Here is a 21,572-nt window from a genome sequence, read left to right on the forward strand (position 1 = left end):
GTGCTGCGGTGCGCCATACCATCCCCGGCCCCTCCTGGGCGACACACCCCACGGGATTATTCAGCAAGTTGTTGATTCATATAGGTTTTGCATTCTGCTTTTTTTGCAGGCAGTTTAAGCAAAGCCTTGATTTTCAAGGGCTGCGGCATCGGAAAATGGACCTATCAACAAAGTTATCCACAGAAAGTCTGGATATGTCCCGATGCCAAGTCAAATCAACAACTTACGCCGCATTTCGACAGTTCGACTGAGGAAGAACCGCTAAGCATGGCTTTCTGGCCCAGCATCGTGGTGGCCACCCCCGCCCACAGCGGGGTGGGCACCAGCCTGACCTACCGAAGTGAGTTGTCGCTCGCGCCCGGCACCCTGGTGCGGGTGCCGCTGGGCGCGCGCGAGGTGCTGGGCGTGGTCTGGGAATGCCCGACCGAGCCGCCCGAAGGCTTGACCGAAGCAAAGACCAAACCGGTCGCGGGCGTGCTCGACGGCCTGCCACCGCTCAACGACCGCTGGCGCCAGCTGGTCCAGTTTGCCGCCCGCTACTACCAGCGCAGCCTGGGCGAGGTGGCCCTGGCCGCGCTGCCGCCGCAGTTGCGCGACCTGAGCCACGAGCAACTGGCGCGCCGACTCAAGCGGCGCGCCAAGGCCGGTGCGAAAACCGGGGCGCCCGCTGGCGAGGTGGCCGATGGCCACCAGCTCAGCGATGAACAACGCCAGGCGCTGGACGCCCTGGCCACGGCGCAGGCGCCGGTGCTGCTCTTCGGTGCCACCGGCAGCGGCAAGACCGAGGTCTATCTGCAGGCCACGCAACGCGCGCTGGCCGCGCACGCCGACGCCCAGGTGCTGGTGATGGTGCCGGAGATCAACCTCACGCCGCAGCTTGAGGCGCGTTTTCGCGAACGCTTCGAACCCCTGTGCGGCGCCGGCGCGGTGGTGTGCCTGCACAGCGGTATGACGCCTGCGCAGCGGCTGTCCAGCTGGCTCGCGGCCCACACCGGGCAGGCGCGCATCGTGCTGGGCACGCGCATGGCCGTGCTGGCCAGCCTGCCGGGGCTGCGGCTGATCGTGGTGGACGAGGAACACGACCCCAGCTACAAGAGCCAGGAGGGTGCGCGTTACTCGGCGCGGGATCTGGCGGTTTACCGGGGCAAGGTGGAGACGGAAGCGCTCGCCGCCCATGAGCGCTGCCAGGTGGTGCTGGGCTCGGCCACGCCTTCACTGGAAAGCTGGCACGCGGCCGACCAGGGGCGCTACCTGCGCCTGGCCATGCCCGCGCGCATCGGTGGCGGTGCGCTGCCGCGCCTGCGCCTGGTCGACATGAACCACCAGCCCAAGGGTGCCGTGCTCGCGCCCCCGCTGGTGGCCGCCATGGCCGAGCGCATCGGGCGTGGCGAACAGTGCCTGGTGCTGCTGAACCGGCGCGGCTACGCCCCGGTGCTGGCCTGCCACGACTGCGGCTGGAAAAGCGCCTGCCCGCACTGCAGCGCCTACCGCGTGTTCCACAAGCTCGACCGCACGCTGCGCTGCCACCACTGCGGCTTCACCGAGCGCGTGCCGCGCGCCTGCCCCGACTGCGGCAACCTCGACATTGCACCGGTGGGCCGGGGCACCGAGCAGGTGGAAGAACAACTCGCCGGCCTGCTGGCCGATGTGAAACGCCCCGACGGCGGGCCGGCGCGCGTGGCGCGCATGGACGCCGACTCCACCCGCCTCAAAGGCAGCCTGGAGGTGCAGTTGGCCACCATGCACAGCGGCGAGGTCGATGTGCTGGTGGGCACGCAGATGATCGCCAAAGGGCACGACTTCCGGCGCATCACGCTGGTGGCCAGCATCAACGCCGACTCGGGCCTGTTCGCCAGCGACTACCGCGCGCCCGAGCGCCTGTTTGCCCTGCTCATGCAGGCGGCGGGCCGTGCCGGGCGCGATGCGGCCCAGAGCGCGGCGAGTGAAATGTGGGTGCAGACCTGGTACCCGCAGCACCCGCTGTTTGCGTCGCTCAAGCAGCACGACTTCCCCGCGTTCGCTGTCACCCAGCTGGCCGAACGGCTGAGCGCCGGCATGCCGCCCCACGGCCACCAGGCGCTGCTGCGCGCCGACGCCCGCACCCAGCAGGCGGCCCAGGCTTACCTGAACGCCGCGGCACAGGCCGCCGTGGGCCTGCCGCACTTCGAAGACGTGACGCTGTACCCGGCGGTGCCGCTGACCATCCAGCGCGTGGCCAATGTGGAACGGGCCCAGTTGCTGGTGGAAGCCGCTTCGCGCGGCGCGCTGCAACGCTTTCTGTCCGCCTGGCAACCGGTGCTGCTGGCCAGCCGCAGCCTGCCCGAAGCGCGCGGTCTGGTCCGCTTTGCCGTGGACGTGGATCCGCTGGTGATCTAGGTCTGCGCTGGCGAAGAGCCCGAGGCAGCCTCGGGCAGCGGCTCGGCCTTCAGCGCCTCCAGCGTCTGCACCACGTCGCGAATCTTGAACGGGGTGAGCAACAGGCGCAGCACCTCCAGCTGCTTCAGGCGCAAGGCCAGCGGACCGTCACAGGCTGGCGCCAGCACCACCACCGGGATGTCGGCCTTGCTGGGGAACTCCCCCGCCCGCAAGCGCGTGAGCAAGTCCAGCGCAGCGTCGTTGTCGGCCAGCGACAGCACCAGCGCGTTCACCGCGGTCTCGGCCAGGAGCTGGGTTCCCAGCGGCACGCTGGCCGCCTGGTGCACCTGGGCCAGGTCCAGTTCACGAACGACCGACGCGACCGTGCTGCGCACGACGGCGTCGGGTTCCAGGACCAGGATCGAATGGGTTGGCGAATGGAGCAAAGGGTTCATGTCGCAGCCTCCCGTCGCTGCAATTCTTCCAGCACGAGGGCACGCAAGGCACCGAGGATGGCAAGGTCGACACGGTCCATCTGGCGTGGCTGCGTGTCCATGATGCACAGCGTGCCGACGATCTCCCCGGTGGCCAGGCGCAGCGGCGCGCCCGCATAAAAACGCACATGCGGCTCGCCAGTGACCAGCGGGTTGTCGGCAAAGCGCGGGTCGCGCGTGGCGTCGGTCACCACCATGGTGGCGGGCGCCATGATCGCGTGGCCGCAGAAAGACAGGTCGCGGTCCGTTTCACAAAACGGCAGCCCGACCTGCGCCTTGAACCACTGGCGGTTCTCATCCACCAGCGACACCATGGCCATCGGCACGTTGAATTCGGAAGCTGCGAAAGCAGCGATGCGGTCGAACCGCTCTTCGGGCGGCGTGTCCAGCAGCAGCAGGGCACGCAGCGCGTGCAGCCGCTCGACATCGTTGCCCGGTCGGGGCGCTTTCATCATGAATGTCTCCTCTCAGACCTCAAACCTGACTTCAAAAAACGGCTGGGGTTCCCGGGGTGTCAGACCATCAGCGCCACGGCCGCCGAGAACGTCACGAAGGCCGCGGCCGTCGTCACCAGGATGATGCGGGCAATGCGGCCGTTGTCCGCTCCAAAGCGCTCGGCCAGCAACGAGACGTTGCTCGCACTCGGCAGGGCCGCCACCAGCACCATCACCGTGAGTGCCGCCGGTGTGAGCGGCACACCGAGCTGCATCGCAGCGGTGCCCACCGCCAGCACCAGCAAGGGGTGCAGCAGCAGCTTCATCAACACCACTGGCACATAGTCCGACAGCGGCATCGGGTGGCTGGAGCGCATCTGCGCGCGCGCCAGCACCGCCCCGATGGTGAACAAGGCCACCGGCGAGGCCGCGTCGGCCAGCAGCCAGACGGTCTGTTCGACGGGCTTGGGCAGGGTGAATGCATAGGCTGAAGCGAGCGCTCCAAGAATGATGGCCCAGGGCATCGGGTTGGCGACCACGCCGCGCAGCGCCTTCCTGCCCGCGTCCAGCATGGCCTGCCGCCCCTGCCCCTTGGCTTCGTCCAGCCGCGATAGCGCGATGCACAGCGAGCTGGTGACCACCATGTCGACCAGGATCGTCACGATCGCCGTGCCCGCCACCTGCGGACCCAGCAAGGCCGCCAGCAGCGGAACGCCCATGAAGCCGGTGTTGGGAAAGGCCGCCACCAGCGCGCCGAGTGACGCGTCGTTCCACCGGATGCGCTGGTTCAGCGTGATCGCCACGGCAAACGCCACCATCACCAGGGCGCACAGGACGTACACGCCCACCACCGCCCCATCGAGCAGGCTGGCGATCGGCGTGGTGGAGCCGAAACGGTAGAGCAGGCAGGGCAACGCAAAGTACAGCACGAAGCCGTTGAGACCGGGTATCGCCTCCAGCGGCAGCATGCTGCGCCGAGCGGCCCAAAAGCCGGCGAGCACCAGCGCAAAAAACGGGAATGTGACGAGCAGGATGTTGAGCACGGGGGCGATTGTCTCAGGCGGCCGAAAGCACGCTGTGCCAACCCCTCCCGGTATGATGGACTGCTCCGTTTTCGTCGCGTTGCCCGCTCCCTTTGCCCCCATGTCCAACGGCCTGAATCTCGCCCAACTCGAAGCCGTGAACCACCTGGGCGGACCGTGTCTGGTGCTCGCTGGCGCCGGTTCGGGCAAGACGCGTGTGATCACGCACAAGATCGGCCGCCTCATCCAGGCGGGCTTGGCAGCGGACCGCATCGCCGCGATCACCTTCACCAACAAGGCCGCCGCTGAAATGCGCGAGCGTGCCAAACAGCTGGTGGGGCGCGACGCCAAGAAGGTGCTGATCTGCACCTTCCATGCGCTGGGCGTGCGCCTGCTGCGCGAAGACGGCGCAGCGCTCGGCCTGAAGAAGCAGTTCTCCATCCTGGACACCGACGACATCACCAGCTTGCTCAAGGACTGCGGCGGCACCAACGACGCAGCCACCGCGCGCGGCTGGCAGTGGGCCATCAGCGCCTTGAAGAGCGCAGGCCTCAATTCCGCGCAGGCGCTGGCCCAAGCCAAGGACGAGAACGAGCGCGTGACCGCAACCATCATGGGCCGCTACGAGGAGCGCCTCACCGCCTACCAGAGCGTGGACTTCGATGACCTGATTTCGCTGCCGCTCAAGCTGCTGACCGAACACCTCGACGTGCGCGAACGCTGGCAGAAAAAAATGGGCCACGTGCTGGTGGACGAGTACCAGGACACCAACGCCACGCAGTACGAGCTGCTCAAGTTGCTGGTGGGCGAGCGCGCACGCTTCACCGCGGTGGGCGACGACGACCAGTCCATCTACGGCTGGCGCGGCGCCACACTGGACAACTTGAAGCGCCTGCCGCAGGACTACCCCGAGCTCAAGGTCATCAAGCTGGAGCAGAACTACCGCTCCACCAGCGCCATCCTGCGCGCGGCCAACAACGTGATCGGCCCCAACCCCAAGCTGTTTCCCAAGACGCTGTGGAGCGACCTCGGCGAAGGCGAGCCGGTGCGCGTGGTGGACGCCGACAACGAGGACCACGAGGCCGAGCGCGCGGTGGCGCGCATCCAGAGCCTGCGCTCGAATTCACAGCACAAGGAGTTTCGCGACTTCGCCATCCTCTACCGCGCCAACCACATGGCGCGCTCGTTCGAACAGTCGCTGCGCCGCGCGCAGATTCCCTACAAGGTCTCGGGCGGTCAGAGCTTCTTCGACAAGGCCGAGATCCGGGACCTCTGCGCCTGGCTGCGCCTGCTGGTGAACAACGACGACGACCCGGCGTTTCTGCGATCGGCCACCACGCCCAAGCGCGGCATCGGCCACACCACGCTGCAGGCGCTGGGCAGCTTCGCCACGCAATACAAGCTCAGCCTGTTCGAAGCCTTGTTCGCCAACTCGCTGGGCACCGCCCTGCCCGCGCGCGCCGTGGCCACGCTGCACGAATTTGGCCGCGCAGTGAACGAACTCGAATACCGCGCCAAACACACGGTGGGTCACGAGGCCGCACGCGCCTTCCTCACCGAGTGGCTCAAGGACATCGCGTACGAGAAGCACCTGTACGACAGCGAAGACAACGAGAAAGTGGCGGCTGCGCGCTGGACCAACGTGATGGACTTCTGCGACTGGGTCGCCGGGCGTTGTGGTGGCCAGATTGAAGACGAGGCGGGCGTGCAGGTGGAGGCCGAACGCAAGAGCCTGATGGAGGTCGTGCAAACCATCGCCTTGCTGTCCACACTCTCCGAACGCGAGAAAGACCAGAACGTGGTGACGCTGTCCACCCTGCACGCATCCAAAGGCCTGGAGTGGCCGCACGTGATGCTGGTCGGTGTGAACGAAGGTCTGCTGCCGTTCAAGATGGACGAAGAGCCGGGCCAGAGCGACGCCGCCACCGAGAGCATGGCGCAGCGACTGCAGGAAGAGCGCCGCCTCATGTACGTGGGCATCACGCGCGCTCAGCGCACGCTCGCCGTGAGCTGGCTCAAACGCCGCAAGAAAGGCCGCGAAAGCATCCCGGGCCAGGCCAGTCGCTTCATCAAGGAAATGGCGCTCGACCAGGCCACCACCAAGGAAGACCCGCGCGAAAAATTGCGCGCGCTGCGCGCCGAATTCGCACAACGCGCCTCCGAACAAGCCGCACACAAAGCGGCCGACACCGCACCATGACAGGTCTCCGGTATGCCGCACCCCTGACCGCAGCGCTGCTGCTGTGCAGCGCCCCACCCTCCTGGGCGCAAACACCCGCTGTGGTCTGCACGGCGCCCGCCGACATGGCGCCCGCCCAGCTCTACGGTCTGTGGCAGCTCGTGCTGTGGCCGCAGGTGGGAGGCAGCGAAACCTCGCCGACCTCCACCGGCGCCCTGCTGTTCGAGCGCCACCCCGAGTACCCGGGCAGCGTGCGCGGCAGCCTCAAGCGCACCACGCCCGGCAACGACCGCCAGGCACTGGTGTCGGGCGACGTGACCAGCGGCGAATTCAACCTCGACGAATCGGCCGATGGCGTCACCATGGACGCGGTGTGGGAAGGCAACGTGACCGCCAGCGGCTGCGGCCAGGAACTGCGCGGCATCCGCCGTCCCGCCGAAGGTCGTGCAACGACCGATGGGACGATGAACTTCGTGCTGAGGAAAGCGCCGGGCTGGCGCTGATCGTTCAGGCCTGCTCGGCGAGCAGGCCCGCGTTCTGTGCGAACCGCTCACACAACAACGCGGCCAATTGAGCCGGCACGTCGTTGTCGAAACTCATCAAAGTGTCGGCGGACTGAGCCGCTGCGGCCGCTTGCAAAAGCTCAAGCACGAGGTCCCGCTGCACCTGGCTCGCCGGCTTGCCAAGCGCCGTGCCGAGCGCCGCAACACAGTCCTCCAGCAAACGCTGCGAGCCGAGCACCTGCCAGGCGTAGTCGATCTCGTAACGCTCCACACCCTGTTTCAAGCTCTCGCCGTCAAGCCGCGCCTCTTCGGCCACGTGGCGCATGGTGCGGGTGCTGAGGCCTGGGATGAAGCGGGCCAGCAAGTCGTCACGGTCCATCACGGACAGGGTTGGGGTCATGGGGCTTCCAATCGGGATCGGGGGACAAGCCCCAGGGGGTCAGCACCGCGCGGGGGACCCGGAAACGAAAAAGCCCATCGCGGTGGATGGGCTTTTGCGAGAAGTTTGGTGGCCTGGGACGGAATCGAACCATCGACACGCGGATTTTCAATCCGCTGCTCTACCAACTGAGCTACCGGGCCTGAGAGAAGCGAGATTGTAGCAGCTTCCGCGACCCGATTGACCGGGCGGCCGGACTCACAGTGCGTTGCGTTTGCTGCGCGCCAGATCCACGCCGAGTTGCTTGAGCTTGCGGTAGAGGTGGGTGCGCTCCAAGCCGGTCTTTTCGGCCACACGGGTCATGGAACCGGCCTCTTTGGCGAGGTGGTACTCGAAGTAGGCTTTTTCGAATTCGTCTCGGGTTTCGCGCAGCGGGCCTTCGAGGTTGAAGGACTGCGACGGCTGCGGGCCCATGTCCATCACCGGTTCGGGCAAGCTGCTGCCGGTCATGGCGGCTTCCACCGTCAGCTCCATCGACAGCCCCGGTGCCAGGCGCACGGGTGTTGCCAGGGGGCTGGCCTTGGATGGTGTTTTGTTGAGGCCCTGGTCCACCGCCTTGAGCAGCTTGGCCATGGTGATGGGCTTTTCGAGAAACGCGGTGGCACCGATGCGGGTGGCTTCCACCGCGGTGTCGATGGTGGCGTGGCCGCTCATCATGATCACCGGCATCGACAGCAAACCCGTGCTGGCCCATTCCTTGAGGAGGGTGACGCCATCGGTATCGGGCATCCAGATGTCGAGCAGCACAAGGTCGGGCCGCAACTGGGCGCGCACAGCGCGGGCCTGTGCCGCGTTCTCGGCCAGCTCGACCGTGTGACCTTCGTCGTTCAGGATTTCGGACAGCAAGTCCCGGATGCCCAGTTCGTCGTCTACAACCAGAATTGTTGCCATGGCGCGGTGTGTTTCCCTCGGTACTTGTTGTCAATTTGCAACCGCGAATGATAACGACACTTGCGCGCCGATCACCTTGCCATCGGTCACACGGTTGCTGAGGTCCACGCGTCCACCGTGTTCGTCCATGATTTTCTTCACCACGGCCAGGCCCAGCCCGGTGCCCTTGACCTTGGTGGTCACGTAAGGCTCGAACGCACGCTTGAGGATGTGCTCGGCGAAACCAGGGCCCTGGTCGAGCACGGACAGGCGCACCCACTGGCCGGAGTCGGAGCGGCGCGTGCGCAGCTGCACCTGCGCACCGGGCACACCGGCCATGGCGTCCTGGGCGTTCTGCACGAGGTTGTGCAGGATCTGTCGCACCTGCTGCGGATCGGCCTGGGCCATGGGCAGGTCGTCGGCGGCTTCCAGGCGCACCGGCACGGCGGCGTTGTCGTAGAGCGAGAGGATGTCGCGCGCCAGCGCATTGAGGTCCACGGGCTGCAGCTGCGCGGCGGGCAGGCGCGCGTAGTCGCGGAATTCGTTGACGAGCCGCTTCATGGCGTCGACCTGGTCGACGATGGTGCGCACCGATTTGTTGAGGATGGCCTGCTCGGCGGGCTGCACCTTGCCGTCGAGCTTCATGGCCAGGCGCTCGGCCGACAGCTGGATGGGCGTGAGCGGGTTCTTGATCTCGTGCGCCAGACGGCGCGCCACTTCGCCCCAGGCCTTGGCGCGCTGGGCCGAGACCATTTCGGACACATCGTCAAACACCAGCAGGCGCTCGTTGTTGGGCAGGAGCGCGCCGCGTGCGATGAGCGTGATGCCTTCGTCGAACGGTGTGGTGCCGTTGGCGCTGAGTTCGAACGACTGCTGCCAGTAGCCACCTTCGTGCGGTGTCTGGTCGGACAGGAACCGCTCGAACTGCTGCAGGACCGCGGTTGAAAACGTTTCGAGCCCGGGTACGCTGGCCAGTGGTTGCCCCATGTGCACGTTGAGCGGCGTGCGCAGGATGCGCGCAGCACCGGGGTTCACGCTGTGCAGGCACCCCTGCCGGTCGAGCACCACCACGCCGGCGGTGAGGTTGTCCAGGATGGTCTGCAGGTTGTCGCGCGCGGCGTCCACTTGCTCCATGCTTTGCTGCACGGCGGCGCGCGCGTCCGACAGGTCCTGCGTCATGAGCGCGAAGGTGCGCGTGAGGCCGGCGAGCTCGTCGCGCGAGGTGAGCGATTTCTTGGGCGAGAGGTCACCGGTGGCCACCTCGCGCATGCCTTCGGCGAGTACCAGCAGCGGGCGGATCAGCTGGTTGCCCAGCAGCACCGCCAGCAGCACCGCGCCGAACACCGCCAGAAACAGCGCCAATGTGAGCGTGCCGATGTACATGCGCCGCAGACCCTCGCGCGCCAGCGCGCGCTCCTGGTATTCGCGGTTGGCGAGTTGCACCGCCAAGGCGTCGGCCACCAGCGCGGCGGGCAGCGGCGCCACCACCTGCAAAAAACGCGGTTCGGTGTTGAAGCCGAAGCTGGGCGGGCTGACCAGCGCCAGCACCTTGATGCGCGCCTGGCCGGCAGCGATCACCGCTTCCATCTCGCCGTCGGCGCCTTCGTCCAGCCCCTCGATCTGCGCCACCACGCGCGAGCTGCGCACGCTGCGCAGCTGCGCAGCGCTGGGGCGCTCGGGGCTGAGGTCAAAGCGCGACAGTCCCGAACTGCCCAGCGCCTGGCCCGAGGCGCTCCAGAGGATGAGGTCGGTCACGCCGAGCTGCTCGCGCAGCCGCTCCAGCGCCAGCACCGCCGACGAGTTAGGCGTGCGACCCAGACCCTCGGCGGCCACCCGCGTCTTGCTGGCGAGATCGGCGGCGAGCGTGTCCAGGGTGGTGCGCCCCAGATTCAAACCGGCGGTCAACGCCGACTCCACACGCACGTCGAACCAGCTCTCGATGGAGCGCGACACGAACTGGTAGGAGACGGTGTAGATGAGCAAGCCGGGCAGCACGCCGACGAGGCCAATGATGGCGGCCAGCTTGACGAGCAGGCGGCTGCCGAACTTGCCGCGTTTGAAGCGCATGGTCAGTCGCACGCCCAGCCACACGATGACCAGCAGCAGGAAGGCCGCCACCGCCACGTTGATGCCGACCAACCAGCCAAAGTTTTGTTCGTAAAGCGCGCGGTTGCGCGTGGCCAGCGTGAGCAGGAACAGCAGCACCATGCCCACACCGGTCATGAAGACGATGCCGGCGCCAATGGCCCAACGCACGGCCCCAGGCCGTTGGCGGGCAGAAGAGAGGGTGCTGTCTGGATTCACGGAGTTGGCCTGTGGGCGCGCGGGCACGCGGGGGGTCAGCGCGCGGGGGCTGCGGCTTCTGCGTCGATGCGGGCGCTGGCACTGGGCGGTACTTCCACGCTCTCACCCAATGGGGCAGCGGGCGCTGGTGGCCGGTCGGGCTCGGCGCGTGGCGGAACGTTGATCCGGTCCCGAACTTCAATGCTCCATTCCCGCTGGTTGCCGATCCCGATCTGGAAGGGCCGCGGCAGCAAGGACAGGTCCAGGCGGAACGCAAATTCGAGGTAGTGGGCTTCATCGCTGGACAGGCGCGCCGCCTCGACCAGCTTCCAGCGGGTGACCCGACCCACGCCAGCGAGGGCATCGGCCAGTGTGTCGTAGTTCTGGTGCAGGGCGTACTGCAGTCCAGCGCCACCGGCGATGGCACCGGCGTCGTTGGACAGGCTGACGCGCCAGCGCCGGGTGAGCGGCTGGTAGGCCAGGCGAAGGGTTCGGGTGACGGTGGCGATGCGGCGGTCGGTCCAGTACCAGCGCTCGCGGTAGATGTCGGCCTGCCAGACGAAATACAGCGGCACCGACTTGAGCAGTGTCTCCTCCACCACCTGCTCCGGCGACAACTCCATGCGGGCAGACAGGTACAACGCTTCGGTCGTGCGCTGCAGATTGAGCTGGAAAACCTGGGGCTTCTGGGACTGCGCCTGCGCCGCGAAACACAGGACGAGCGTCCAGAGGAAGACGAACCGGCCGAGCCCCCCTGCCGTCATGGCACCCACCCACCGCGTCTGGCGCGGCGACCGGTCAAGGCGTGGCCTTGTCGAGGCAGCTGTAAAAAAATCCGTCGTATCCACCCAGCGGATTGTCGTTGAACTGCCCTTGCAGCGAGGCCGAGGCAGGCAGCAAATGGCCTGGAGAGGGCCGATGCACCGCATTGGTGTGGCGCTCAAGGAACGCTTGCACCTGTTCATCGCCCTCGGCGCGGAACACCGAGCAGGTGGCGTAGACCAGGCGCCCGCCCGGTTTGAGCAACGGCCAGAGCGCCTCCAGCAAACCGCGCTGCACCCGGACGAGCTGATCGACGTCGCTGGCGCGGCGCAACCAGCGCACGTCGGGGTGGCGGCGCACGATGCCGGAGGCGGTGCAAGGCGCGTCGAGCAGGATGGCGTCGAAGGGCTGGCCATCCCACCAGGTGTCGGGTCGCCCTGCATCGGCGCAACGAACCTCGGCCTTCAGGCCCAGGCGGTTCAGGGTGTCGTCGATGCGTTCGCAGCGTCGGGCGTCCACGTCCAGCGCCAGCAGGTGGATGTCGGCGTGTTCCAGCAGGTGGGCGGTCTTGCCACCAGGCGCTGCACAGGCGTCGAGCACACGGTCGGCGGTGGTCCACCGGCGGCCGTCGAGCAGCAGGCTGGCCGCCATCTGCGCGGCGGCGTCCTGCACCGAGCAATGCCCGTGCGCAAAACCGGGCAGGCGGGTGACGGGCTGGGGCGCGTCGAGCACCAGCCCATCCGCTCCCACTGGCGTGGACGCCACGCCGATCGCCAGCAAGGCCTCTTGGTAAGCCGCGCGGTCAACCCGGCGGCGGTTGACGCGCAGCGTCATGGGGCCGGGCTGGTTGTTGGCTTGCAAGATGGCCTGCCAATGCTCCGGATGATCGCGCTGCAGTCGCTCGATCCACCACGAAGGGTGGTTCCAGCGCGCCACCGGCTGGCGCAGGGCCGCTTGCAGCAACACGGGGCGCTCGCGCAGGAAGCGGCGCAAACAAGCGTTGACGAAGGCGGCCTGTCGCGCAGTGCTGCGGTCGTGCCGCGCGGCGTCCACCGCCTGGTTGACGACGGTGTGGGCTGCGTAGTGCAAGCCGCTGGACGAACCCGCCTCGGTGTCTTCGAGCATCAGACTCAGCGCGCTGCACAGCAGGGCGTGCACCGCAGCATCGGGCTTGCGCTGCACCAGTTGCTCCACCAGCACACGGGCTGTTCCCAGGTGGCGCAGCACGTGGAACGTAAGCGCCTGCACACCCGGGCGCAGCTCCGTGGCCACCTGTGGCAGCACATCACTCAGCGACTGCCCCTGCTCGACGGCCCGCACACATTGCGCGGTGTGGCGCAGCTGGGTGGCGAGGCTGGGGCCCAGGGGTGCACCGGATGGGGCAGAGGCGGATGGAGGGGGCGTGGCCGAAGCGGTCAATCGGATTCCGGACAAAGGTGGGTGAGACCGGTGAGGGTACCAGCACGACCCGCGGCTCGGCTGTTCAGACCAGTGTCCAGCCTGGGGTGTCGGGGGTCGGCGCCGCAGCGGGCGCTGGGTCCTCGGGCTCTGCCGCCCGTTGCAGCGGCAATGGTCCGAGGTTGCGACCGTAAATGCGGCGAATGCGGTCGGTGAGCGGTGGGTGTGAGTCAAACCAGCCCGCGACCTTGCCCGATTCGTTGGCCACCAGCAGCATGTGCTGCACCACCGACCCCACCGTGCGCGCCTCGACGCCCTCGGCCTGCTGGGTCAGGATCTTGCGCAGCACGCCGCCCAGGCCGTCGCGGCTTCGCGTCCACTGCACCGCCCGCGCGTCCGCCAGCAGCTCGCGCTGGCGCGATACCGCCGCCTGCAAGGCATGGCCCGCCACCCAACCCAGCCAGCCGGCGGCCATGACGGCCAGACCAATGAGTGCGGCCGCCATGCGCCGGTCGCGCGTGTCCGGCTCGAACAGCGTCTGACCCATGCGGTAGAGCATTTCCAGACCGAAGACCATGCCGATCAGCCGCATGTTTAGGCGTGTGTCGCCCTCGCCGATGTGGCTGAATTCGTGAGCAACCAGACCTTGCAACTCCTCGCGCGTGAGGTGCTCCAGCGCGCCCTGTGTGACGGCCACGACCGCGTCGTCCTCGTCCCAGCCGGTGGCGAACGCATTGATGCCTTGATCCCGCGCGACCACCATGGCCAGGGGTCTTTTGACGTTGGACGCAATCGCCATCTCGTCCACGATGTTGCAAAAGCGCTGCTCATCGAGATCACCCGACGGTTGGGCCGGCCGTGCCCCCAGCTGCTCGGCCAGACGAACGCCACCGCCCTCACTCAGGCGCGAGGTCTCCACCCACCAGCCGCCGAGCACGAACAACAAGGTGACCCCGGTGTTGACCTCGAAGAAATGGCGCGGGAAGCTGAGACCGCCGGGCATCCAGAAACCCCAGGTCAGTCCCCAGGCGAGCGCCAGTGCGGCGTTGACCGCCACCAGCAGCAGCAGGACCGTGAGGCCAAAGGCCAGCAGCAGGCGAACGGTCTCGCCTCGGGCCTCGCGCTGGAATTCGAAGAACCGCATGGGCGCGCCGTCGATCGGGCGTCAGATTTCGATGCGCAGCGTCTGGCGCTCGGCTTCGCTGGTGGTCGACTCCAGCATGGACAGCGGCACAAAATTGAACAGCCGCGCCACGATCAGGGCCGGGAACTGTGCAGCTGCGTCGTTGAACTCGAGCACGTTGTCGTTGTAGGCCTGGCGCGCAAACCCGATGCGGTTCTCGGTGCTGGAGAGCTCCTCGCTGAGCTCGCGCATGTTCTGGTCGGCCTTGAGATCGGGATAGGCCTCGGCCACGGCGAACAGCCGGCCCAGTGCACCACCCAGCATCTGCTCGGCGCCAGCCAGGGCACCCAGTGCACCGGCGTTGAGCGGGCTGGCGGCAGCGGTCTGTTCGGCCGTTCTGGCCTGGTTGCGCGCCGCGATCACGGCTTCCAGCGTCTGCGATTCGTGCGCCAGGTACTTGCGCGCCACCTCGACGAGGTTGGGGATCAGGTCGTAGCGCCGCTTGAGCTGCACATCGATCTGACCAAACGCATTGGCGATGGCGTTCTTCAGCCGCACCAGGCGGTTGTAGGCACCCACGCCCCAGAAGAACACCGCCAGGCCCAGACCCAGCAACACCCACAGCGACACGGACATGTTCGGCACTCCTTGTTTTGAGACCCCGCCCCCCGGCAGGCCCGGTCAATATACCTGCGGGCTGCCGCGCGAGCGCACGACATCCCCATGAAAAAAGCCCCCGGCCTGACGACTGGGGGCTTTTTGTTGGCCAGCGGAAGCGCTGTCCAGAAACGCCGTGGAAACGACGCGGGGATGAACGCTTATTCCGTTTCGTTGGTGCTCGACGCGTCGGCCTGCTCGGCCTGGTCGGCGGCCAGCGACACAGCATCGGCCTCGGCAATGGCGCGGCGCTCTTCGTCGTCCATCTTTTCCTTGACCTTGCGCGCCTCGTGGTACGCCATGCCGGTACCGGCCGGGATCAAGCGACCCACGATCACGTTTTCCTTCAGGCCACGCAGCTCGTCGCGCTTGCCCATGATGGCGGCTTCGGTCAGCACCCGGGTGGTTTCCTGGAAGGAAGCCGCCGAGATGAACGAGTCGGTGGACAGCGACGCCTTGGTGATGCCCAGCAGGATGTTGCTGAACACCGCCGGCAGCTTGCCTTCGGCACGCAGCGCGTCGTTGGTGTTGAGGATCTCCGAACGCTCGACCTGCTCACCGGCGATGTAGCTCGAATCACCCACGCTGTCCACGACCACGCGGCGCAGCATCTGGCGAACGATCACCTCGATGTGCTTGTCGTTGATCTTCACGCCCTGCAGACGGTAGACGTCCTGCACCTCGTCGACGATGTAGCGCGCCAGTTCCTCGATGCCCAGCAGGCGCAGGATGTCCTGCGGATCGGCCGGACCGTCGACGATGGACTCGCCCTTGTTGACCACCTGGCCTTCGTGCACCAGGATGTTCTTCTCCTTCGGCACCAGCTCTTCGTAGACCTTGCCGTCCGGATCGGTGATCTGCAGGCGCACCTTGCCCTTGGTCTCCTTGCCGAACGACACGGTACCGGTCATCTCGGCCAGCATGCCCTTGTCCTTCGGGCTGCGGGCTTCGAACAGCTCGGCCACACGCGGCAGACCGCCGGTGATGTCGCGCGTCTTCTGACCTTCGACCGGGATGCGGGCCAACACCTCGCCTGGGCCCACGTCCATGCCGTCGCGCACCTGGATCAGCGAGCCGATCTGGAAGCCGATGGTCACCGAGTGGTCGGTGCCAGGGATCTTGACTTCCTTGCCAGCGCCGTCGATCAGCTTGACCTGAGGGCGGACCACCTTGGCAGCGCCGCGACGCTTGGGATCGATCACCACCAGGGTGGACAGACCGGTCACTTCGTCGACCTGCTTGGCCACGGTCAGACCTTCTTCGACGTTCTCGAACTTCACCTGACCGGCGAATTCCGTGATGATCGGGCGGGTCAATGGGTCCCAGTTCGCCAGAATAGTGCCCGCCTTGATGGTCTGGTCGGCCTTGATGGACAAGATCGCACCGTAAGGCACCTTGTGACGCTCACGCTCACGGCCATGCTCGTCGTGGATGACGATTTCGCCGGAACGGGCAATCACCACCAACTCGCCTTTGCTGTTGGTCACATAACGCATCGTGGCATTGAAGCCGATGATGCCGTTGGACTTGGCTTCCACGCTGGAGGCCACCGCCGCACGCGACGCCGCACCACCGATGTGGAAGGTCCGCATGGTCAGCTGGGTACCGGGTTCACCGATGGACTGGGCAGCGATCACACCGACGGCTTCGCCGTTGTTGACCAGGCCGCCACGGCCCAGATCGCGGCCATAGCACTTGGCGCACAAGCCAAAGCGTGTGGCGCAAGTCAGAGCTGTGCGGACCTTGACTTCGTCCACGCCTGCGGCTTCGAGTTCGTCGATCAGGTCTTCGTCGAGCATGGTGCCAGCGGTGGCCAGGACCGAGCGGTTCTCGGGGTGCAGCACGTCTTCGGCAGCGGTGCGACCCAAGATGCGGTCGCGCAGCGATTCGATCACTTCACCACCTTCAACGATGGCGCGCATCAGCGAGCCGTCAGAGGTGCCGCAATCGAGTTCGGTCACGACCAAGTCTTGGGTCACGTCCACCAGACGACGGGTCAGGTAACCCGAGTTGGCGGTCTTCAAAGCCGTGTCGGCCAGACCTTTACGTGCACCGTGGGTCGAGATGAAGTACTGCAACACGTTCAGACCTTCACGGAAGTTCGCCGTGATGGGGGTCTCGATGATGGAGCCGTCGGGCTTGGCCATCAGGCCGCGCATGCCGGCGAGCTGGCGGATCTGCGCAGCGGAACCGCGCGCACCCGAGTCGGCCATCATGTAGATGGAGTTGAACGACTCCTGGTCCACTTCCTTGCCGTGGCGATCGGTGGTCCGCTGCTTGGCCAGCTGGGCCATCATGACCTTGGAGATCTCGTCACCGGCCTTGCCCCAGATGTCCACCACCTTGTTGTAGCGCTCGCCCGCGGTCACCAGACCGGAAGCGTACTGCTGGGCGATTTCCTTCACCTCGTTTTCGGCGCGGTCGATGATGGCCGGCTTCTCCTTGGGCACCAGCATGTCGTCCACGGCGATCGAGATACCGGCACGCGTGGCCAGACGGAAGCCGTTTTGCAGCAGCTTGTCGGCGAACACCACGGTTTCCTTCAGGCCGCACTTGCGGAACGAGGTGTTGATCAGGCGCGAGATTTCCTTCTTCTTCAGCGGCTTGTTCAGCACGTCGAAAGGCAGGCCACGCGGCAGGATCTCGGAGAGCAGCGCACGGCCCACGGTGGTGTCCACCAGCGAGGTCGACGACGTCCACTCACCCGTGGCCTTGTCCAGCGTCTGCTGGGTCAGGCGCACGCTGATCTTGGCGGTGATTTCCACCACGCCGTTGTCGAGCGCGCGCAGCAGCTCGGACAGATCGGCAAAGATCATGCCTTCGCCCTTGGCGTTGATGCGGTCGCGGGTGGCGTAGTACAGGCCCAGCACCACGTCTTGCGACGGGACGATGGACGGCTCGCCGTTGGCGGGGAACAGGATGTTGTTCGAGGCCAGCATCAGGGTGCGCGCTTCGATCTGCGCCTCCACCGACAGCGGCACGTGAACGGCCATCTGGTCACCGTCGAAGTCGGCGTTGAAGGCCGCGCAAACGAGGGGGTGCAGCTGGATCGCCTTGCCTTCGATCAGGATGGGCTCGAACGCCTGGATACCCAGGCGGTGCAGCGTGGGTGCGCGGTTGAGCATCACCGGGTGCTCTTTGATCACCTCTTCCAGGATGTCCCACACCACCGGCGTGCCGGCTTCCACTTCCTTCTTCGCGGCCTTGATGGTGGTCGCGATGCCCATGGCTTCCAGGCGCGAGAAGATGAAGGGCTTGAACAGCTCCAGGGCCATCAGCTTGGGCAGGCCGCACTGGTGCAGCTTGAGCGTTGGGCCGACCACGATGACCGAACGGCCCGAGTAGTCGACGCGCTTGCCCAGCAAGTTCTGGCGGAAACGACCGCTCTTGCCCTTGATCATGTCGGCCAGCGACTTGAGCGCGCGCTTGTTGGCGCCCGTCATGGCCTTGCCACGGCGGCCGTTGTCCAGCAGCGAGTCCACGGCTTCCTGCAGCATGCGCTTCTCGTTGCGCGCGATGATCTCGGGCGCCTTGAGTTCGAGCAGGCGACGCAGACGGCTGTTGCGGTTGATGACGCGGCGGTACAGGTCGTTCAGGTCGGAGGTCGCAAAGCGGCCACCGTCCAGGGGCACCAGCGGACGCAGGTCCGGCGGCAGCACGGGCAGCACGTCGAGCACCATCCACTCGGGCTTGATGCCCGACTTCTTGAAGGCTTCCAGCACCTTCAGGCGCTTGGCGTTCTTCTTGATCTTGAGCTCGGAGCCGGTCAGGTCGTTGCGCAGCTTCTCGATCTCGATGTCGAGGTCGATGGCCTGCAGCAGTTCCTTGATGCCTTCGGCGCCCATCTTGGCCACGAACTCGTCACCGAATTCCTTGCGCTTGGCGTCAAAGTCGTCCTCGGACATGATGCCGAACTTCTTCAGCGGGGTCATGCCGGGGTCGGTCACCACGTAGGCTTCGAAGTACAGCACGCGTTCGATGTCGCGCAGCGTCATGTCCAGGATCAGGCCCAGACGCGATGGCAGCGATTTCAGGAACCAGATGTGGGCGCAAGGCGCGGCCAGATCGATGTGACCCATGCGCTCGCGGCGCACCTTGGTCTGCGTGACTTCAACGCCGCACTTCTCGCAGATGACACCGCGGTGCTTGAGGCGCTTGTACTTGCCGCACAGGCATTCGTAGTCCTTGATGGGACCAAAGATCTTGGCGCAGAACAGGCCGTCGCGCTCGGGCTTGAACGTGCGGTAGTTGATGGTCTCGGGCTTCTTGACTTCACCGAAGGACCACGAGCGGATTTTTTCCGGCGAGGCCAGACCGATGCGAATCGCATCGAAGTGTTCGTCGGGTGTGAACTGTTTGAACAGGTCGAGCAAAGATTTCATGTGACTCTTTCCTTTTCGGTGAATTAGGAGCGCTCGAGCTCGATGTCGATGCCCAGCGAGCGGATCTCCTTGACCAGCACGTTGAACGACTCGGGCATGCCGGCGTCGATCGTGTGCTCGCCCTTGACGATGCTCTCGTAGACCTTGGTGCGACCCTGCACGTCGTCGGACTTGACGGTGAGCATTTCCTGCAGGATGTACGAGGCACCGTAGGCTTCCAGTGCCCACACCTCCATCTCGCCGAAACGCTGACCACCGAACTGCGCCTTGCCGCCCAGCGGCTGCTGGGTGACGAGCGAGTAAGGACCGGTGGAACGGGCGTGCATCTTGTCGTCGACCAGGTGGTGCAGCTTCAGGAAGTGCATGTAGCCCACGGTGGTCTTGCGCTCGAAAGCGTCACCCGTGCGGCCGTCGTACAGCTGCGCCTGGGTGCGGGTGGCCGTGAGGCCCTTGATCTCGGCGATGTCGTCGGGATACGCCAGCTTGAGCATGGTGCGGATCTCGTCTTCCGAGGCACCGTCGAACACCGGGGTGGCGAACGGCACACCGGTGGTGAGGTTCTCAGCCATCTCGATCACTTCGGCATCGCTCATCTCGCCCAGCGACTCTTTCTTGCCGGCCTGGTTGTAGATGGTGTCGAGGAAACCACGCAGCTCGGAGACCTTGGCTTCGGCTTGCAGCATGTCGCCGATGCGCTGGCCCAGGCCCTTGGCGGCCCAGCCCAGGTGGACTTCGAGCACCTGACCCACGTTCATGCGCGAAGGCACGCCCAGCGGGTTGAGCACGATGTCGGCAGGCGTGCCGTCGGCCATGTAAGGCATGTCTTCCACGGGCACGATCTTGGAGACCACACCCTTGTTGCCGTGGCGGCCGGCCATCTTGTCACCCGGCTGCAGGCGGCGCTTGACGGCCAGGTAGACCTTGACCATCTTGAGCACGCCCGCGGGCAACTCGTCGCCCTGCGTGAGCTTCTTGCGCTTTTCTTCGAACGCGAGGTCGAAGCTGTGGCGCGTCTGCTCCATCGAGTTCTTGATCGACTCGAGCTGGGCAGCCACGGTCTCGTCGGCCGGGCGGATGTCGAACCAGTGGTACTTCTCGACGTCGTCCAGGTAGGCCTTGTCGATGGTCGTGCCCTTGGACAGCTTCTTCGGGCCACCGTTGGCGATCTTGCCGATCAGCAGCTTCTCGATGCGGTCGAAGGCGTCGGCTTCCACGATGCGCAGCTGGTCGTTCAGGTCCAGGCGGAAACGCTTGAGCTCGTCGTCGATGATCTGCTGGGCGCGCTTGTCGCGGGTGATGCCTTCGCGGGTGAACACCTGCACGTCGATCACGGTGCCTTGCGAGCCCTGGTCCACGCGCAGCGAGGTGTCCTTCACGTCGGACGCCTTCTCGCCGAAGATCGCGCGCAGCAGCTTCTCTTCCGGCGTCAGCGTGGTCTCGCCCTTCGGCGTGACCTTGCCGACCAGCGTGTCGCCCGGGTTCACTTCGGCACCGACGTAGACGATGCCCGATTCGTCCAGACGCGACAGTTGCTGCTCGCTCAGGTTCGGGATGTCGCGGGTGATTTCTTCGCTGCCCAGCTTGGTGTCGCGCGCCATCACCACCAGTTCCTCGATGTGGATCGAGGTGTAGCGGTCTTCGGACACGACCTTCTCGGAGATCAGGATCGAATCTTCGAAGTTGTAGCCGTTCCAGGGCATGAAGGCGATCAGCATGTTCTGGCCGATCGAGATCTCGCCCAGGTCGGTCGATGCGCCGTCGGCGATCACGTCACCCTTGGCCAGCAGGTCGCCCTTCTTCACGATGGGGCGCTGATGGATGTTGGTGTTCTGGTTGGAACGCTGGTACTTGATGAGGTTGTAGATGTCCACACCCACTTCACCGGCCACCGCTTCGGCGTCGTTCACGCGCACCACGATGCGGGTCGCGTCCACGTAGTCGACCTTGCCGCCACGGGTGGCGGTCACCACGGTGCCGGAGTCGATCGCGGCGACGCGCTCGATGCCGGTGCCCACCAGTGGCTTTTCAGGACGCAGCACGGGCACGGCCTGGCGCGACATGTTGGCGCCCATCAGCGCGCGGTTCGCATCGTCGTGCTCAAGGAACGGCACCAGCGAGGCGGCCACCGAGACGATCTGCGCCGGCGACACGTCCATGTACTGGATGGTGTCGGACGGGGTCAGGATCGATTCGCCTTTTTCACGGGCGGAAATCAGGTCACCGGTCAGGCGGCCTTCGCCGTCGAGCGTGGCGTTGGCCTGCGCAATGACGTACTTGCCTTCTTCAATGGCCGACAAGTAATCGATCTGGTTCGTGACCTTGCCTTCGATCACGCGGCGGTACGGGGTTTCAATGAAACCGTACTCGTTCAGACGGGCATAGAGAGCCAGCGAGTTGATCAGACCGATGTTTGGACCTTCAGGCGTCTCGATGGGGCAAACGCGACCGTAATGGGTCACGTGCACGTCGCGCACCTCGAAACCAGCGCGTTCGCGGGTCAGACCGCCCGGGCCCAGGGCCGACACGCGGCGCTTGTGGGTGATCTCGGCCAGCGGGTTGGTCTGGTCCATGAACTGCGACAGCTGGGACGCACCAAAGAACTCCTTCAGAGCCGCGGAAATCGGCTTGGAGTTGATCAGGTCGTGCGGCATCAGCGGCTCTTGCTCGGCCT

The 21,572-nt window shown here is 65.9% G+C and carries 15 protein-coding genes and 1 tRNA gene; 3 read left to right on the forward strand and 13 right to left on the reverse strand.

All coding sequences use genetic code 11. The features are described 5' to 3' along the window. Positions 1-267 precede the first annotated feature (267 nt). Entirely contained in the window at positions 268-2,376 is a 2,109-nt protein-coding gene (priA, locus tag Q1W68_RS11835; protein ID WP_300716815.1) for a primosomal protein N', read from the forward strand. Here priA and Q1W68_RS11840 read toward each other — a convergent pair. The 3 genes from Q1W68_RS11840 to Q1W68_RS11850 are packed head-to-tail and all read right to left on the reverse strand — an operon-like array spanning position 2,373 to position 4,326. Next, positions 2,373-2,810, reverse strand: a complete 438-nt coding sequence (locus tag Q1W68_RS11840; protein WP_300650504.1) for a hypothetical protein — start codon at positions 2,808-2,810, stop codon at positions 2,373-2,375. The genes priA and Q1W68_RS11840 overlap by 4 nt on opposite strands. Next, positions 2,807-3,304, reverse strand: a complete 498-nt coding sequence (locus Q1W68_RS11845; RefSeq protein ID WP_300650502.1) for a GAF domain-containing protein — start codon at positions 3,302-3,304, stop codon at positions 2,807-2,809. Before Q1W68_RS11845 ends, Q1W68_RS11840 begins: the two co-directional genes overlap by 4 nt. 59 nt (positions 3,305-3,363) lie before the next feature. Continuing rightward, complete coding sequence (locus Q1W68_RS11850) at positions 3,364-4,326, reverse strand: AEC family transporter (protein ID WP_300650499.1); 963 nt, start codon at positions 4,324-4,326, stop codon at positions 3,364-3,366. 100 nt (positions 4,327-4,426) lie between these two features. Here Q1W68_RS11850 and Q1W68_RS11855 point away from each other — a divergent pair, with 100 nt between their 5' ends. Both Q1W68_RS11855 and Q1W68_RS11860 read left to right on the forward strand, forming a co-directional pair. Then, positions 4,427-6,505 (forward strand): UvrD-helicase domain-containing protein, encoded by a 2,079-nt coding sequence (locus Q1W68_RS11855; RefSeq protein ID WP_300716816.1) that lies wholly within the window; start codon positions 4,427-4,429, stop codon positions 6,503-6,505. Further along, positions 6,502-6,987, forward strand: a complete 486-nt coding sequence (locus Q1W68_RS11860) for a hypothetical protein (RefSeq protein ID WP_300716818.1) — start codon at positions 6,502-6,504, stop codon at positions 6,985-6,987. The genes Q1W68_RS11855 and Q1W68_RS11860 overlap by 4 nt, the downstream gene beginning before the upstream one ends. A 4-nt stretch (positions 6,988-6,991) precedes the next feature. Here the strand turns inward: Q1W68_RS11860 and Q1W68_RS11865 are convergent, their stop codons facing one another. From Q1W68_RS11865 to rpoB, 10 genes are all read right to left on the reverse strand, one after another. Continuing rightward, entirely contained in the window at positions 6,992-7,387 is a 396-nt protein-coding gene (locus tag Q1W68_RS11865; protein WP_300650490.1) for a hypothetical protein, read from the reverse strand. A 106-nt stretch (positions 7,388-7,493) separates the two neighbouring features. Continuing rightward, positions 7,494-7,569 (reverse strand) — tRNA-Phe (locus Q1W68_RS11870). A gap of 55 nt (positions 7,570-7,624) precedes the next feature. Continuing rightward, entirely contained in the window at positions 7,625-8,317 is a 693-nt protein-coding gene (locus tag Q1W68_RS11875) for a response regulator (RefSeq protein WP_300660462.1), read from the reverse strand. A gap of 30 nt (positions 8,318-8,347) precedes the next feature. Further along, positions 8,348-10,519 (reverse strand): ATP-binding protein, encoded by a 2,172-nt coding sequence (locus Q1W68_RS11880; protein WP_300716823.1) that lies wholly within the window; start codon positions 10,517-10,519, stop codon positions 8,348-8,350. 116 nt (positions 10,520-10,635) lie between these two features. After that, positions 10,636-11,343 (reverse strand): DUF4390 domain-containing protein, encoded by a 708-nt coding sequence (locus Q1W68_RS11885; RefSeq protein WP_300650516.1) that lies wholly within the window; start codon positions 11,341-11,343, stop codon positions 10,636-10,638. 34 nt (positions 11,344-11,377) lie between these two features. Continuing rightward, positions 11,378-12,760 carry a 16S rRNA (cytosine(967)-C(5))-methyltransferase RsmB gene (gene rsmB / locus Q1W68_RS11890; RefSeq protein WP_300650481.1) on the reverse strand — a complete coding sequence of 461 codons (1,383 nt, stop codon included), beginning with the start codon at positions 12,758-12,760 and terminating at the stop codon, positions 11,378-11,380. A gap of 64 nt (positions 12,761-12,824) precedes the next feature. Next, positions 12,825-13,883 carry a M48 family metalloprotease gene (locus Q1W68_RS11895; RefSeq protein ID WP_300650478.1) on the reverse strand — a complete coding sequence of 353 codons (1,059 nt, stop codon included), beginning with the start codon at positions 13,881-13,883 and terminating at the stop codon, positions 12,825-12,827. A gap of 21 nt (positions 13,884-13,904) precedes the next feature. Beyond that, positions 13,905-14,498 (reverse strand): LemA family protein, encoded by a 594-nt coding sequence (locus Q1W68_RS11900; protein ID WP_300650475.1) that lies wholly within the window; start codon positions 14,496-14,498, stop codon positions 13,905-13,907. A gap of 182 nt (positions 14,499-14,680) precedes the next feature. Continuing rightward, the gene (rpoC, locus tag Q1W68_RS11905) at positions 14,681-18,901 is read right to left on the reverse strand and encodes a DNA-directed RNA polymerase subunit beta' (protein ID WP_300716821.1); all 4,221 of its coding nucleotides are present in this window, start codon (positions 18,899-18,901) and stop codon (positions 14,681-14,683) included. A gap of 23 nt (positions 18,902-18,924) precedes the next feature. Then, the coding region (gene rpoB, locus Q1W68_RS11910; RefSeq protein ID WP_300716822.1) for a DNA-directed RNA polymerase subunit beta at positions 18,925-21,572 on the reverse strand (2,648 nt) is incomplete at its 5' end.

The sequence above is a fragment of the Hydrogenophaga sp. genome, from assembly GCF_030158645.1.
Taxonomy (GTDB): Bacteria; Pseudomonadota; Gammaproteobacteria; order Burkholderiales; family Burkholderiaceae_C; genus Hydrogenophaga.